The sequence below is a fragment of the Jeotgalibacillus terrae genome (genome assembly GCF_016908195.1).
GTDB lineage: Bacteria > Bacillota > Bacilli > Bacillales > Jeotgalibacillaceae > Jeotgalibacillus > Jeotgalibacillus terrae.
This window is the reverse complement of sequence record NZ_JAFBDK010000035.1, coordinates 1-14,013: the sequence shown is the minus strand read 5'-3', so window position 1 is coordinate 14,013 and position 14,013 is coordinate 1. Positions and strand designations below refer to the sequence as shown.

17 protein-coding genes are annotated in these 14,013 nt (G+C 42.7%); 9 read left to right on the top strand and 8 right to left on the bottom strand.

All coding sequences use genetic code 11. The features are described from left to right. Positions 1-200: 200 nt before the first annotated feature. Both JOD21_RS18890 and JOD21_RS18885 read right to left on the bottom strand, forming a co-directional pair. On the bottom strand, positions 201-1,094 hold the full coding sequence (locus JOD21_RS18890) for a fructose bisphosphate aldolase (protein ID WP_204731046.1): 894 nt from the start codon (positions 1,092-1,094) through the stop codon (positions 201-203). A gap of 134 nt (positions 1,095-1,228) precedes the next feature. Further along, the gene (locus JOD21_RS18885; protein WP_204731045.1) at positions 1,229-2,065 is read right to left on the bottom strand and encodes an aldo/keto reductase; all 837 of its coding nucleotides are present in this window, start codon (positions 2,063-2,065) and stop codon (positions 1,229-1,231) included. Between the two features lie 161 nt (positions 2,066-2,226). On the opposite strand from JOD21_RS18885, the gene JOD21_RS18880 reads away from it, so the two are divergent. From JOD21_RS18880 to JOD21_RS18865, 4 genes are all read left to right on the top strand, one after another. Then, positions 2,227-3,066 (top strand): methyl-accepting chemotaxis protein, encoded by an 840-nt coding sequence (locus tag JOD21_RS18880; RefSeq protein ID WP_204731044.1) that lies wholly within the window; start codon positions 2,227-2,229, stop codon positions 3,064-3,066. A 232-nt stretch (positions 3,067-3,298) separates the two neighbouring features. Further along, the gene (locus JOD21_RS18875) at positions 3,299-3,988 is read left to right on the top strand and encodes a hypothetical protein (RefSeq protein ID WP_204731043.1); all 690 of its coding nucleotides are present in this window, start codon (positions 3,299-3,301) and stop codon (positions 3,986-3,988) included. A 77-nt stretch (positions 3,989-4,065) separates the two neighbouring features. Beyond that, on the top strand, positions 4,066-4,977 hold the full coding sequence (locus JOD21_RS18870) for an HD domain-containing phosphohydrolase (protein WP_204731042.1): 912 nt from the start codon (positions 4,066-4,068) through the stop codon (positions 4,975-4,977). Positions 4,978-5,138: 161 nt separating this feature from the next. Continuing rightward, the gene (locus tag JOD21_RS18865) at positions 5,139-5,591 is read left to right on the top strand and encodes a GNAT family N-acetyltransferase (RefSeq protein WP_204731041.1); all 453 of its coding nucleotides are present in this window, start codon (positions 5,139-5,141) and stop codon (positions 5,589-5,591) included. 39 nt (positions 5,592-5,630) lie between these two features. Here the strand turns inward: JOD21_RS18865 and JOD21_RS18860 are convergent, their stop codons facing one another. Further along, positions 5,631-6,191, bottom strand: coding sequence for a DUF2179 domain-containing protein (locus JOD21_RS18860; RefSeq protein ID WP_204731040.1), 561 nt, complete (start codon positions 6,189-6,191; stop codon positions 5,631-5,633). A gap of 165 nt (positions 6,192-6,356) precedes the next feature. Here JOD21_RS18860 and JOD21_RS18855 point away from each other — a divergent pair, with 165 nt between their 5' ends. The 3 genes from JOD21_RS18855 to JOD21_RS18845 all read left to right on the top strand — a co-directional run bounded on the left by JOD21_RS18855 (position 6,357) and on the right by JOD21_RS18845 (position 8,055). Continuing rightward, positions 6,357-6,809, top strand: a complete 453-nt coding sequence (locus tag JOD21_RS18855; RefSeq protein ID WP_204731039.1) for a nucleoside deaminase — start codon at positions 6,357-6,359, stop codon at positions 6,807-6,809. Between the two features lie 69 nt (positions 6,810-6,878). Then, the gene (locus JOD21_RS18850; protein WP_204731038.1) at positions 6,879-7,118 is read left to right on the top strand and encodes a hypothetical protein; all 240 of its coding nucleotides are present in this window, start codon (positions 6,879-6,881) and stop codon (positions 7,116-7,118) included. A 433-nt stretch (positions 7,119-7,551) separates the two neighbouring features. Continuing rightward, the gene (locus JOD21_RS18845; protein ID WP_204731037.1) at positions 7,552-8,055 is read left to right on the top strand and encodes an LURP-one-related/scramblase family protein; all 504 of its coding nucleotides are present in this window, start codon (positions 7,552-7,554) and stop codon (positions 8,053-8,055) included. A 39-nt stretch (positions 8,056-8,094) separates the two neighbouring features. On the opposite strand, the gene JOD21_RS18840 is transcribed toward JOD21_RS18845, so the two are convergent. Next, positions 8,095-8,808, bottom strand: a complete 714-nt coding sequence (locus tag JOD21_RS18840) for a sulfite exporter TauE/SafE family protein (protein WP_204731036.1) — start codon at positions 8,806-8,808, stop codon at positions 8,095-8,097. A 96-nt stretch (positions 8,809-8,904) separates the two neighbouring features. Beyond that, a complete protein-coding gene (locus JOD21_RS18835) occupies positions 8,905-9,771 on the bottom strand; it encodes a pirin family protein (protein ID WP_204731035.1) in 867 nt (288 codons plus the stop codon). Between the two features lie 158 nt (positions 9,772-9,929). Between JOD21_RS18835 and JOD21_RS18830 the strand changes: the two genes are divergently transcribed. Together JOD21_RS18830 and JOD21_RS18825 are read left to right on the top strand one after the other, a co-directional pair. Further along, positions 9,930-10,364 (top strand): DUF2243 domain-containing protein, encoded by a 435-nt coding sequence (locus JOD21_RS18830; protein ID WP_204731034.1) that lies wholly within the window; start codon positions 9,930-9,932, stop codon positions 10,362-10,364. Then, entirely contained in the window at positions 10,365-11,153 is a 789-nt protein-coding gene (locus JOD21_RS18825) for a cytochrome c oxidase assembly protein (RefSeq protein ID WP_204731033.1), read from the top strand. 192 nt (positions 11,154-11,345) lie between these two features. Here JOD21_RS18825 and phnC read toward each other — a convergent pair whose 3' ends face one another. Genes phnC through phnD form a run of 3 tightly spaced genes read right to left on the bottom strand, consistent with a single transcriptional unit; the run spans position 11,346 to position 13,765 of the window. After that, positions 11,346-12,086 carry a phosphonate ABC transporter ATP-binding protein gene (phnC, locus tag JOD21_RS18820; RefSeq protein WP_204731032.1) on the bottom strand — a complete coding sequence of 247 codons (741 nt, stop codon included), beginning with the start codon at positions 12,084-12,086 and terminating at the stop codon, positions 11,346-11,348. A 12-nt stretch (positions 12,087-12,098) separates the two neighbouring features. Next, complete coding sequence (phnE, locus tag JOD21_RS18815) at positions 12,099-12,851, bottom strand: phosphonate ABC transporter, permease protein PhnE (protein ID WP_204731031.1); 753 nt, start codon at positions 12,849-12,851, stop codon at positions 12,099-12,101. Positions 12,852-12,862: 11 nt separating this feature from the next. Beyond that, a complete protein-coding gene (gene phnD, locus JOD21_RS18810; RefSeq protein WP_204731030.1) occupies positions 12,863-13,765 on the bottom strand; it encodes a phosphate/phosphite/phosphonate ABC transporter substrate-binding protein in 903 nt (300 codons plus the stop codon). Positions 13,766-14,013: the final 248 nt, after the last annotated feature.

The window sequence follows — 14,013 nt, the reverse complement described above, 5'->3', positions numbered from 1 at the left end:
CTTGATTGAACACGTTGGTTACATATTTGATTTCCTTCATTTTGTCACGGAAGGCTAGACAACAGAAGGTGTGGTTCGTTTGACGCTTACGAAAAATGTCTTTGCTTCTTAGAATCATCCAAAAAGACCTATACGCCATCAACCGCTCAAAACAAAAAAACTGCCCGAAGCTGCAACCAGCTCCAGACAGTCCCGCCATATTACTTCTTATTCACAGACGCATCATAAATCGTGTCAATCGCATCCTTCAGTCCTGCATCGAACTGTTCCTGTGTCTGACCGTGACGCAGATCAGATGCCAGTGCGCGTGAGAAGCTTGCAATCAGTCCGTCGTTTTCCTTCAGCTTTTCATTCGCCTCATCACGTGAGTATCCGCCTGATAGCGCTACTACGCGAACAACGCGTGGATGATCAACTAGTTCTTTAAAGAAGTTCGCTTTTGTCGGGATAGACAGCTTCAGCATGACATGTTGATCTTCAGTCAGCTGATTCAGCTGATGTAAGATTTCATCCTTCATGATTGCTTCACATTGTTCTTTCTTTTCGCTGTGGATATTCACTTCCGGTTCAATAATCGGAACGAGTCCTGCAGCAATGATCTGTTTGCCAATGTCAAATTGCTGTTCGATCACCTGCTTAATGCCGCTTTCGTTCGGTTCATTAATGACTGATCGCATTTTTGTTCCGAAGATGTGTCTCTCGTTTGCACGGCGGAGTGTTTCATCCAGATCATTGATCGGCTTCATCAGTTGAACGCCGTCTTTTTCATCAGCAAGTCCTTTATCCACTTTTAAAAACGGTACAACCCCTTTTTCTTCCCAGAGATAGTCACCCGTATGTTTGCCTTCAATATCACGATCCATTGTCTGTTCAAACAGGATCGCACCAAGTATTTTTTCAGACGTAAAAGCAGGAGAAGTGATGATTCTTGTACGCATTTCATGGACCATATCGAACATTTCATCTTCATTTGAATAAGCACTTTCTTCGACGCCATAAGCTTTCAGCGCTTTAGGTGTACTGCCGCCGCTTTGGTCGAGTGCTGCGATAAAACCTTTTCCGTTCTTGACCTTATCAAATTGATCCTGATTCATTTTCTCCACTCCTTTAATATGTAATTTTACTGCCACCTTTACCATACCCTTTTCAACTCGGGGTCTAACCTCAAATAGAAAAATTTTCAATTAAAAAATCAGGTTATCGGGTTATCCCGATGACCTGACCACTGTTAAAATTCTTCGTATTCACGAGGGTCCTGATCCGCGATTCGTCCGTCTTCACGTGTCAGTCCGTTAATTTTTCTGATTTCCTCATCTGATAGTTCGAAGTCGAAAATGTCCATGTTTTCACGCTGCCTGTGAGCATTTGAGGATCTTGGCAGTGAGATTGTATTCAGTTGGAAGATCCATCTGAGAATCACTTGTCCGACAGATTTGTTATGATAGTTCGCAATGCTTTGAAGGATTTCATCATTTAAGACGTTGCCTGCTCTTTCAAGCGGGCTCCATGCCTGAGTGATGATCTCATGCTTTTCGTTATAAGCACGCTGCTCTTCCTGTGAGAAGTATGGATGCATTTCAATCTGGTTAATGACCGGTTTTACACCAGTTTCTTTTTCAAGTCGTTCGAGATGTTCAGGCATGAAATTGCATACACCGATCGATCTGACCCAGCCTTTTTCCTGCGCCGTGATTAAGGCTTTCCATGCTTCAACGTACTGGTCCTGCTTAGGATTTGGCCAGTGTAGCAGAAAAAGGTCCCAATAGCCGAGGTTTGCACGGTATAACGACTCCTGTATCATTTCAAGTGCGCGGTCGTAATCATAATATTGTGCGCGCAGTTTTGAAGTCAGGAACAGCTCATCCCTTGCGATGCCGGCTCTTTTTACAGCTTCACCTAGCGTACCTTCATTATCATAACGAATGGCTGAATCAAGAAGACGGTAGCCGTTTTTTATCGCAGCTGTCATGGATTCAACACCCTGTTCTCCTTTTAAGGTATAAGTGCCAAGCCCTGTAGCCGGAATTTTATGTCCATCATGCATTGTCCATTCAGGTATATTCATCAGTGTAAGACTCCTTTTAACAATATTTTCTATGAATTTTCCCTTTCGGTGAGGGTGTAAACATTTCGCAACATATTCACTACTGCAAAAAATAGGTCTTTAGTTTATAATTCTAAAGTATGGGGAAGAAATAAATAGATCGTTAAAAAGGGGTACATCATATGCAAACTATTAATCGTACTGAACAGACAACAAACAAATTGGAAGCGTTTTTACAGGTTGTACCAACGATTCATGCCATGCTTCCGGATATCGGCATCGGTATAGTGAATACTGAGAAATGGCTGACATATTATCCGGGAAGAAAAATTAATATTGGTGCGAGAGCTGGACGTGCCATTGACCCTCAGGAGCCGCTTGCTGAATGTATCAGGGAACGCAAAGATATTAAGCAGGAAGTACCGGAAGAGTTTTTTGGTGTTTCATTCACAGGCCTTGCAGCACCTATTATAGAAAATGGATATGTTGTTGGGGCGATTGCGATTCAGATCCAGGAGCAGAATGAAAAAGCGCTTCAGGAGATTTCGGATCAGATTTTTAACTCGATCAATCATGCAAATGAACGTATCACTTCTATCCACGACGGTTCTGAAAGTCTAGCCTCTCATACTTCTTCATTACTTGAACAGACAACATCAGCCACTGACGCGATGAAAAATACAGATGAAGTGATCAATATGATTAAAAAAATTGCGAGTCAGACCAATATTCTCGGGTTAAATGCATCTATTGAAGCAGCAAGAGCCGGAGAACATGGCCGTGGTTTTAATATTGTGGCAAAGGAAATTCGTAAACTATCTAATGATACACTCACTTCAACTGAACAGGTGAGCTCCACATTGAAAAAAATGCAGGGCTCGATTCAGGAAATTCAGGCAATGGTTGAAAACGTGGTAAGTATTGGCCGCGAACAGGCTTCTGCAACTGAAGAAATCTCTTCATTCATTGATGAAATCGAAGAAATGAGTGTAAAGTTAAAAAAATATGCATCTGAATTATAATAAGTATTCGACAAAGAACTTCCTTGTAAAAAAGGAAGTTTTTTCATTTTTATGTATATAGTCTGTATAAACATACAAAAAAGTTCGGAATATTTTAAAAATAATAGCGTTCTGAATAAAGCACATGTATAATAAAAGGGGGATAAAAAAGAGGTAATATCGGGGAAGATATTATTTCGAAAAAAGATTAGAGTAGGTGCTTTGCGAATAATAGGACAGGAGAGATCATGTAATGAAAAGGCTGACAACTACAATGTTTTCATTAATTTTGCTGTTAAGTTTGGCAACACCCGCTTTTGCTTCAGGAGATTCTTCTCTGGCTGAGGCAGTAGAAAAAGTAGATCAAAAAAATGATGAGATTTATGATGAAATTGAACAGGGCGTAACTGAAACTGACGCATTAAGAGATACTTATTTTAATCAGATCACTGATATAGAAGAAGCTTCAGAGGTACTGAAGCTGAAGCAGGAAAAAACTGCGATATTGATTGCGCTTGAGTCATCGGATCAGAGTGATGAAGCACTGAATGCAGCATTTTCTGATAAAGTAGAAGAAATTAAAGCAGAAGAAGCATCATTACTGTTGAAGGCTGACCAATTAAAAGAAGAGGCTGCACATTTTACAGCGAATGCGGGTAAAGCTGAAGCGAATGGACAGGCTGTTCTTTTAGAGAAGGCCGCAGAAGCACAGAAATCTTTTGAGAACATTGAATACTATTTTGTATTAACTGCCGATTATGAAGCAGAGCGTGATAAAGTGATCCAGGAAGTCTATGACATTGCACTTGAACTGACAGAACAGGGCATTCAGGACGCTGCAGCAAATGGATTATTAGCGGAGTGCAGCTGGGTGCATGTACGCTTTGGTGACACGAGAGAGTGGATTGATCCGATTCAGGTTGTCGGTATTGGCCCAAAGTAAGTTTGATTCTTTAAAGAACATAAAACGAGTTCTCCGGAGCTCGTTTTATTTTGAAAAGAAGGAGGTCAGGCAATGAAATGAGGGGATTTAATATTAAAAAGGCTGGTCAGTCTCTTGACAAGGCTGATTATGAATTTACCAAGATAAATTTACTAGTTAATGCTTCAAACATGGAAATTATGCATCAGGAAATTAAGAAAAATAGAATGTTTTATATTTACCCGGGAAGCCATACAAATGTTTTAGAGTTTTATTATGTTTTATCAGGTAAGATCAGATGCGAAGATTATCATGATGAAAAAATTGACCTCAATCCTGGTGATTATATATGTTCGCAAGGTTTGGATGAACCTGTGCACTTTAAAACATTGGAAGATGTAAAATTATTGGTGTTTTCTAACGAAGAATCATTTCATCACATTAGTGAAAAACTCGCATCGTTAAAAAATGTAGCGAAGAAGGTTGAGGGAAAAGATCGTTATACTGCCAAACATAGTCAACGTGTAGCTGAATATTCGGTTGGTATTGCCAGAAAAATGAAAATGAATACTTCGCATTTGAATAAATTAACGCACGCAGCTTTCCTTCACGATATCGGAAAGATCAATGTGCCTGAAGAAATCCTCAACAAGCCTGAAAAGCTGACTGAAGAAGAATATGAAATCATCAAGCAGCATCCGGCCGACGGCGCTGAGATGGTTGCGCAAACCTATTACAAAGACCTTGCACCGATTATTCATCAGCATCATGAACGTCTGAATGGCTCGGGTTATCCTGATGGCTTGAAGGGTGATGAGATCCTGATTGAAGCGAAAATTATTGCGGTGAGTGATACTTTTGATGCGCTGACAGAAGACAGGGTTTACCGTAAAGCTTGGACAGCTGAGAGTGCACTTGAAGAGATTAAGGAAAATAAGGGCATTTTATATGATGCAACGGTAGTTGATTTGTTCGAGGAAGTGCTGCGTGAAGAGGGAAAAATAGATTGACAGAATTCCGCAGATCACGTAAAGTAAACGTTGCGATGAGCTCGTTTGCATAAGACGTTCGGATGTTATCACGTTGTGGAGCGTGGTCCGGCGCCGCAAATTTTGAGGAACCCCCTGGTCTTAGGATCAGGGGGTTTATTTTTTGTCAGGAGGCAACAGGTATGAGGTTAGAACGTGTATTAGATAAAAAGCGTATTGACTATATTGATTGGCTGCTTTTAGCGGACGACAGTAAAGAAGCAGTACTTACATACATAGAAAGCGGAGACTTATTCCTGATCTATATTGAAGAGGAAATGTCAGGTGTGATGCTGATGACGCCAGTGAGTGAGGAACAAATAGAATTAAAGAATATCGCGCTCGCGGAAAATCGTCGGGGTAAGGGTACAGGAAGAGCTGTCATAGAAAAAGTGATTGTTCTTTATAAGGAGAAAGGTTTTAAAAGCATGATTGTCGGCACTGCAAACTCAAGCATTGAAAACCTGGCTTTTTATCAAAAAGCGGGCTTTCGGATGGTGTCGATTAAGAAAGATTTTTTTGCAGGTTACGAGCCGCCAATCTACGAGCATGGAATTCGTGCGCTTGATATGGTGGTGTTTGAACGGAAGCTTTAAGCAATAGAAAACCGGTCGGGCAAACGCCCCGAACCGGTTTTAAGAATCTTTTAATGCTTCTTTTTTCTGCAGACCGCGCTTGCGGTTCCGCTTCATTGCTTTTGTAATATAGCCGCCTTTAAAGTTACGCGGTTCATAAGAGACGATAAACGCATTGGGCTCGTGGGTGCTGACGATATTAATAAATTCGCGTTCGCGGTCACGGCGTGCTGTACAGTCGAGTCTGTAGCGGCGCGCTTCGTTCATCCCTTCCACTTCAGAAGTTGATACACTGAAACCTTCGTTGCGAAGGTTCTGAATCAACTCTTCGTTTTTCTGCATGATATTTACTTCTATAGATACAAAACCAATGGCGAGGCGCTGCTCAAGAATCTGGCCGAGATAGACACCAAGACCAAAACCAAGTGCATAGGCAACCATGTTCAGATAGTTTGATAGATCACTAAAAACGAGGCCGAGAGCAATGACATAAATAAAGCCTTCAAGCGTACCAAGAGCAGAGGCTTTACCTTTCATTCCTTTCACCATCATAATTGTACGAAGGGTCAGTACGGGAACAAAAATCAGCTGTGCAATAAAAATAATCAAGGCTTGGAGCATGCGTGACACCTTCCTTCTAAAACGTTCTGTTAAGTGTACCAAGCCATGCTTCTTCAGAGCAAGTGACACAATTATGACATTGCACATTTTTGTAAGCGTTTTATTCTGAAATTAGATGTCCTTCATCTATACTTAGTTTGAAATGGATATGAGGAGGCGGAATGGATGAATGCATTTATGAAACGGGCAGTACAACTTGCAGCGGATAATGTGCGTGAAGGCGGACAGCCTTTTGGAGCAGTGATTACAAAGGGAGATGAGATCGTAGGGGAAGGGGTGAATGAGCTTCATCTGCATTATGATGTGAGCGGTCATGCTGAGATGCTTGCGATCAGGCGTCTTCAGGAGGAAATTCAGTCTCACGATCTTTCAGGCTATACGATGTATGCGAGTGGAGAGCCGTGTCCAATGTGTTTTACGACCATGGCTTTTGCAGGAATGACTGATATTTATTACTGTGCATCAGTGGAGGAAGCAGGCGAGGCTGGACTTGAGAAATCAGGTGACATCTATGCTGATCTGAGAAAGCCTCGGGAAGAGCGCGCTCTTCAAATGAAAAAGATGGACTTGGAAGAGGGTATGAAAAACCCGATGAAAATGTATAAGGAATCACAATAATATCTGGCAGCTTTCTTTTTAAAAAGGGGTATAGATAAGTAGAACCTTATTTGAAAGGAGATGCTGGCGATGAAAGCCGTCATAAAGGATGTCCTCTTCGGTGTTTTGGTTTTTGCTGCAGTGATGTTTATGGAATTTCTGGTGACACTGCCGTTTGGAACACAGGATGTTTGGGCGCTTCCGGAAGCGGAATATCGCCGGTATCTGAACCTTGAGTTCCTGTTAACTGCTATACCTGCGGGGCTGGTGACTTATCTATTCGCCAAATGGCAAAAACCTGATCAGAAGGCGGGGTGGCGGAAAGCCTAGACCTGGACGTTTGTCACATTCGCTCTGTATTTCGTGCTCGGCATTGCCAATGGGAATGTAGAAGACATGTTTGGTGTTGTAGGCATTTATGTACTGCTGGTGTTTATGTTTGCAGGGCCGCTCGTCTATGTGCTTTTTAATCAGGAGTGAACCTTCAGCTGTTGCTGGAGGTTTTTTGTATGTTACGGGGGGAGCGGGATATCAATCACCTTTTCGGTTTTATCTATGACCTTTTGAATGAATTAGCTCATCAATCAGCGGGATTCGGTTTCTAGCGTGCTGGGACGGAATTTATCTATCAGCTTTTTGTTTTTTCGATCAGCAATCGCATTTATTCGATCACCTTTCCACGTTTTTCTAGCATCAGCTACACCCGATCCGAAATGAAACATTTTCCACTTCCCTCCGTATAAAAGTTAAAGGGGTGAGAAAAATGGAAAACAGAATGTACTTTTCAGACCAATTCTTTTCAGCAGGCAAGACAGATATTTTTAATGGAAATAAGGAAAAAATCGGTGCGATCGATCATAAGAGTGCTTTTACATCGGGGATTAATATTGAAGATATCTATGGAGAAACAGTGATTGAAGCCGGGTTTAGTTTCTTCTCGAACAAATGGAGCATCAAAAGAGCAGAAGAAGAGCTTGGTTTTGTTAAATATGCAATTTCTTTTTTTACAAAAAAGTATCGCTATTTTAAGAATGGACAGGAGTTCGAGATTGAGTCTCCGGCATTTTCGAAAGAGTATACGGTTTTTAACAGCGCGAAGGAAGAAGTGGCTACGTTCCGCAAAGTAAGCGGCTTTTTTCAATCATCTGCCTATGAGTTGACGAATCACACAGACGTGTTTGAAGCGGATGAACTGATTGCAGTGATTATGGGTGTGAATGCGATTGAAAAAAGGAATCAGGGTGCGAGCGGTGGCGCAGCGACTTAATAATAGACCCCAAAACGGCTCAGCTAATCTGGTGAGCCGTTAAGCAGATTCTAACAATAGATAAAGGCCTGTCAGAATTAAGATGATATAAGTGATCAGGCGAAATTGCTGCTGGTTGATTTTATGATACAATTTCTGACCGGCCCACAGCCCTGCAAATACAAGCGGCAGTCCATACAGACTAAGCGTCCACGTACCGATTGATGTGCCGATCGTGGCGATTTGCAATACCAGACTGACGGTATAGATCAACAGATAAAAAGCGAGTGTTGTGCTTCTGAGCCTGGCTTTATGAGTCTCAGTGCCGGACAGATAGAGTAAAAGTGGCGGTCCCGGCATTCCAATACTGCTTGTGAGTGCTCCTGATATACTTCCGGCTGTTATATCTTTTTCAGGTGTCCTATTGACGCGAAAACGAATGATTAATAATAAAGTAAGAACGAGTATAAGCAACCCGATACCTATTTTAAGAGTGTCTACATTTACAAAAAGCAGGATGAGTATGCCGATAGGAAGTCCAATGATGCTGCCAAGGGAAAGCCGTTTTAGTAATTGGTGGTCAATATCTTTATGTATGGTTCTGATCATGGCAAATGAAATGACGATAGATAAAATTAAGTTAATCTGAATTGCTTCAACCGGATTAAATAGCAACAGAAGAAACGGAGTAGCCATAATTGAAAATCCGAATCCGGTGCTTGTCTGCAGGATGGAAGCGAATAAAATAATGAGAATAAATATTGCAATATCCATAGGTTACCCTTTCTCAGAAAGTGTCTTTCCTATAACGTATCAATTTCCTCTACTAAAAGAAAGCACCCTCCATGATGAGGGCGCCAAGTTTGAGTTCTATTTTACTGCCGGCTTGCCAAACTTTCCAGCCTGAAAATCACGCATCGCATCACGGATTTCATCCATATTGCTCATCACGAATGGTCCGTGGGCTACATATTCTTCTTTGATCGGAACACCTGAATAAAGCAGCAGGCGTGCGCGTGTTTTTGCACGGATCGTCAGTTCACTTTCTGCATCCGTGCCATCTTCTTTATACGTGAGCAGACCTACATCCGTTTTTGAAAGCGGAACAGCCGACTCTCCTGCTTCTATTTCTCCGGCTGTCACATAGAAAAATCCATTATGATTTTCCGGAATGACGTGTTTATATTCAGCGCCTTCTTTCAGTCGGATCTCTGTCATCGTAATCGGAACAAGACTTTCCATCGGTCCCTTCACACCGGCTACTTCCCCTGAATACACGCGAACACTGCCGCCGTCCACTTCAGCTACAGGTGCATCTTCAATGTACACATTCTGATAAGAAGTTGTAGTGGTGCGCAACTCATGAGGCAGGTTGAGCCATAGCTGGAACGTGTGAATCAGGTCGTCATCTACCGCTTCTTCGCCGTGACGGGCAGCCCAGCCGGCATTCATATATTGAACGTCACCTGCATCAAGAACGGAATGGCCGCCGTGGTTATCAATATGCTCAAGGCGTCCATCCACTACATACGTAATCGTCTGAAACCCTCTGTGCGGGTGATCAGAAAACGTGCCGCGCTTAAACCAGTCATCTGCCATTAAAATAAACGGATCAAACTCCTTCATCCGCTCAGGAGGGAGAATCCATCCCTGCTGGACGTGAGGGTATCCATTTTGATTATAAGAAACTCTCCAATGATCTTTTATATCCCGTTGAAAACGATTTTCTTCAGTCATTTGAATCACTCCTTCTTGTACTACTGAACCATATTTCACCTGTGAAAACCAATCATCCGATAGGCTGAAGTTTTTGGTATGGAAGATAATGAGAAATGCAGTTTTGACAAAATGTAATAGGGTACTTGAAAAGCAATGATGAAAAAGAGGTGAGAAAGATGAGGCAGCATTTTTGGTCAGGCGTATTATTTGGAATTGGTCTCATGGTGATCATTGATGAAGTGATTTTCCACCAGTTGCTCCAGTGGCATCATTTTTATGACCGTGAGACAACCGGACTTGGTATTCTTACAGATGGATTATTGACATCATTCGGTTTCTTTGCAGCAGTGTTCGGATTATTTTTATTTGCAGATCTCAGAAGAAAAGTACATGTTCACTGGCCAAAATGGATTGGCAGTGTATGTCTTGGTGCTGGTGGATTTCAATTATTTGATGGGGTTGTCAGTCATAAATTATTGCAGATTCATCAAATCCGCTATGGCATTGACATACTGCCGTATGATCTTGCATGGAATATATTCGCGATTTTACTGTTAATTGCAGGAGGCATCATGTTAAAGAAAACGTCATTTGTGAGGGAGGCAGACTGAATGGAGTATGTCCATGATGCGTCTTTTCCAGGAGCCGGATTTGAAATCGCCGTTATGGTCATTGGCGTGATTGTCTTAACAGCTTATTATCTTGCTTATGAAAAGCAGTCGAACTGGCCTCTCTATCGTTTTGGACTATTTATTGCAGGGGTCTTAACAGCTGTTATCAGTCTTGCAGGTCCGCTTGCAAACGAGGCACATGGTGATTTCACAGTCCACATGGTTGTCCACTTGCTGCTTGGTATGCTGTCACCACTCTTGCTGGTGTTATCAAATCCGCTTACATTAATGTTAAAATCACTTCCTGTTTTAAGAGCCAGACAGCTGTCCAGAGGGATGAAAAGAAGCAGGTACATCAGCTTTTTGCATGTGCCTTTAACGGGAGCCTGTTTGAATATTGGCGGTTTGTTCCTGCTTTATATGACCGGTTTGTTTCACCAGATGCATTCATCTCTCGTACTATATATTCTTGTTCACCTGCATGTATTTTTAGCAGGATATTTGTTTACACATGTCATATTGGAAGTGGACTTCACTGCCCTCCGCTATTCATTTTATCATCGTGCAGCAGTTCTGGTCCTTGCACTTGCAGGACATAAAATCCTGTCAAAAATGATTTACGCAGATCCGCCGGAAGGGGTTAGCCGGACGGCTGGAGAAAACGGTGCGATGCTGATGTACTACGGCGGTGACGTGATAGATGTCACGTTGATTATACTCATATGCTATCAATGGTACCGTGCCCGTCAAAGAACTTATACGATCCAGAGAACGCCCTCTACTATATAATGAGGAGTTGAAAATTGAAATGATTAGTTAAGATGCATGGTGTTTGTTCGGTGTAAAACATATGAACTTCAACGGTTGCCTGCCCACCTTCGACGTTCAACACCAAAACTTCAACCATTAGAGACTTTTACACTACAACACTCCTTCGATAACAAAATCAGCCGGAAGCGCACAATCGCTTCCGGCTGATTCTCATTCATCACCATATGTTTTCTTATATTCATTATCCCCAAACTCTTCAGGCAAACCGTCAAAAATGACTTCGCCTTCCCGTAGTGCAATCACGCGGTCAGCATACTTTTTGGCAAGCTGAAGGTCATGAACGTTGATGATTGTCAGCAGGCCAAGGTCATCATGCATCGTACGTAAAAGTGTAAAAATCTGATTTGCTGTTCCGGGGTCCAGTGAGGCAACGGGTTCGTCCCCAAGCAGGACAACCGGCTTCTGTACAAGTGCCCGTGCAATGCCCACACGCTGTTTTTGACCGCCTGAGAGCTGCTCGACCCGGCGGTTTTCAAAGTCTGTTAATCCGACGCTTGCAATTGCGGCGGAGGCAGCCTCTTTTTCCTCTTTTGTAAAAAGGCCTGTCAGACTTTTAAAAGAAGAGCGGCTGCCAAATAGACCTGTGAGCACATTCTGGATGACTGTCAGACGGGGAATCAGATTGAAATGCTGAAAGATCATGCCTGTGTGACGGCGGATCTCCCGTAGTTCAGCCTCTTTAAGTGTAGTCAGCTTACGTCCTTCAAATCTGATATCGCCCTCAGTCGGCGTCTGTAATCCGTTCAGACAGCGGATAAATGTAGACTTTCCCGCACCGCTTTTACCAAGCACGCAGACAAATTCACCTTTTTTAAACGCCAGATTGACTGTATCCAGCGCTTTGGTATGTGATTTTGGATAAGTTACAGAAACATTTTTACATTCAATCATCACATACCCTCCTTAAATCACGCGGTTTCTGATATAACTGGTCAGAAAATCAATCATAATGACCATCAGCATAATAATCAGTACATCAAGCGCAACGGCACTGTATTGAAAGGTTTTAAAGTCATTGAACAAGCGTTGTCCGATCCCGCCGCCTCCAATGAATCCGAGTACGAGCGACGTGCGGATCGCGACTTCAAAACGATAGAAAAAGTGTGACAGGACATTTGGCCAGATCTGAGGCAGAATGCCAAACAGATGGGCAGTCCAGCGACCGGCTCCTACTGCGCGCATGGCTTCCTGCGGACCGGGGTCAGCTGCTTCAACCAGTTCTGAAATCAGTTTTCCAAGAACGCCGATATTGTGAATCATAATGGCAATCACTGCGGGGAACGGTCCGAGCCCTAGCATCGTCAGTAAGATCAGTCCAATCACAATCTCGGGAACGGAGCGAACAAAGCTCAGAGACGTTCTCAGTAAATAGAAAAACCCTTTAGGGGCAGTGTTTTTTGCAGCTAAAAAGCTGATTGGAAGTGCAATAAAAAGTGCCAGAAAGCTGCCGAGAAACGCCATCGCGAGCGTTTCTCCGGCATCTTCAAGCATCAGCGGAAGCTTCGTGGTATCCATCGGAAACCATTGTCTTAGAAATTCAATCATATTGCCAAAATCACGAAACTTAGAAAGATCAAACTCAGTTACACGCATACTGAGAAAAACAAAAGCAGTCAGAATCACAGCGAGCGCAATGTGCTTTTTCTTAAACCACACAGCAGTCAGTCCTATTCAGCATCTAAAATACCTTGTTTTTCAGCAGCATTCAATATACTGTCATAGTCTTCCGGTGTTGCTTCGGTAAAGCCTGACGCACCGAACGCATCAAGGATTTCAGGATCTTCAATTGCTAAGAATGCTTGTTTCAGTGCAGCAATTGTTTCTTCATCTGTATCTGCAGTCACAGCCCATGGATATTGGAATAGAGGCTCTGATGTCCAGATTACTTTCAACTGGCTGTCATCGATTTTTCCGGATTCAATCAGCTGATTATAGATTGCACTGTCAATCGCACCTGCATCAACCTGGCCATTTTGTACAGCGAGTGCAGTTGCATCATGTGAGCCGGTAAATCTGACAGTGCCGAACTCATAGCTGTCTTCTGATTCATACACGCCGCGCTCCTGCAATTCTATTGACGGGATCAATGAGCCGGATGTTGAGTTAGGATCGCCAAAAGCAAAATCAATTTCTGACGGATCACTCAGCAGGTCTTCAATCGATTCAAACGGCTGATCCTGATGAGTAATAATATACGAATGATAAAACGGTTCACCACCCACAAGCTGTGTAATAATCGCTTTCGCATCGCTTCGTTCCTGAGCGATTACATATGTAAGCGGCCCGAGGTATGCCATATCAATCTGATCAAAGTTCATCGCTTCAACGACGCCGTTATAATCAGGATAAACATCAATCTCAGTTTCCCTTCCAAGCGCATCAGTCAGCACGTCCTGAAGCTTATTCATCGCGCCTTCCATTTCGCCCTCAGTCTGGGCAGGGATGACACCAATTGTAAAAGGTTCTTCGTCGGAGCTTCGTTGGTCTGTGTCCTCGTTTTCTTCAGCGCTGCAGGCAGCAAGCGTGATCGCAGCCATTAAGGCGGCGGTTGATAGAATTGTTTTTTTCATTTTGATTTTCCTCTTTTCGGTCGAATTTAGAACAATATATAAATTTTATGCCTATTTGGTGAAGGTGTAAAGAATTTATAGGGGAGGGGATTCGTAGATGAGCGGCTGCTGTTCACAGAATAGAGTTAAAGGTTCATTGAAAAGCGGGGGTTGTTCGTAAGCGTCAAACGAACCACACCTTCTGTTGTCTAGCCTTCCGTGACAAAATGAAGGAAATCAAATATGTAACCAACGTGTTCAATCAAGCT

What these genes read in the sequence shown, in the direction of transcription:
- JOD21_RS18890 (WP_204731046.1), bottom strand. Translation starts at nt 1,094, where the DNA reads ATGAATCAGGATCAATTTGATAAGGTCAAGAACGGAAAAGGTTTTATC.
- JOD21_RS18885 (WP_204731045.1), bottom strand. Translation starts at nt 2,065, where the DNA reads ATGAATATACCTGAATGGACAATGCATGATGGACATAAAATTCCGGCT.
- JOD21_RS18880 (WP_204731044.1), top strand. Translation starts at nt 2,227, where the DNA reads ATGCAAACTATTAATCGTACTGAACAGACAACAAACAAATTGGAAGCG.
- JOD21_RS18875 (WP_204731043.1), top strand. Translation starts at nt 3,299, where the DNA reads ATGAAAAGGCTGACAACTACAATGTTTTCATTAATTTTGCTGTTAAGT.
- JOD21_RS18870 (WP_204731042.1), top strand. Translation starts at nt 4,066, where the DNA reads ATGAGGGGATTTAATATTAAAAAGGCTGGTCAGTCTCTTGACAAGGCT.
- JOD21_RS18865 (WP_204731041.1), top strand. Translation starts at nt 5,139, where the DNA reads ATGAGGTTAGAACGTGTATTAGATAAAAAGCGTATTGACTATATTGAT.
- JOD21_RS18860 (WP_204731040.1), bottom strand. Translation starts at nt 6,191, where the DNA reads ATGCTCCAAGCCTTGATTATTTTTATTGCACAGCTGATTTTTGTTCCC.
- JOD21_RS18855 (WP_204731039.1), top strand. Translation starts at nt 6,357, where the DNA reads ATGAATGCATTTATGAAACGGGCAGTACAACTTGCAGCGGATAATGTG.
- JOD21_RS18850 (WP_204731038.1), top strand. Translation starts at nt 6,879, where the DNA reads ATGAAAGCCGTCATAAAGGATGTCCTCTTCGGTGTTTTGGTTTTTGCT.
- JOD21_RS18845 (WP_204731037.1), top strand. Translation starts at nt 7,552, where the DNA reads ATGGAAAACAGAATGTACTTTTCAGACCAATTCTTTTCAGCAGGCAAG.
- JOD21_RS18840 (WP_204731036.1), bottom strand. Translation starts at nt 8,808, where the DNA reads ATGGATATTGCAATATTTATTCTCATTATTTTATTCGCTTCCATCCTG.
- JOD21_RS18835 (WP_204731035.1), bottom strand. Translation starts at nt 9,771, where the DNA reads ATGACTGAAGAAAATCGTTTTCAACGGGATATAAAAGATCATTGGAGA.
- JOD21_RS18830 (WP_204731034.1), top strand. Translation starts at nt 9,930, where the DNA reads ATGAGGCAGCATTTTTGGTCAGGCGTATTATTTGGAATTGGTCTCATG.
- JOD21_RS18825 (WP_204731033.1), top strand. Translation starts at nt 10,365, where the DNA reads ATGGAGTATGTCCATGATGCGTCTTTTCCAGGAGCCGGATTTGAAATC.
- phnC (WP_204731032.1), bottom strand. Translation starts at nt 12,086, where the DNA reads ATGATTGAATGTAAAAATGTTTCTGTAACTTATCCAAAATCACATACC.
- phnD (WP_204731030.1), bottom strand. Translation starts at nt 13,765, where the DNA reads ATGAAAAAAACAATTCTATCAACCGCCGCCTTAATGGCTGCGATCACG.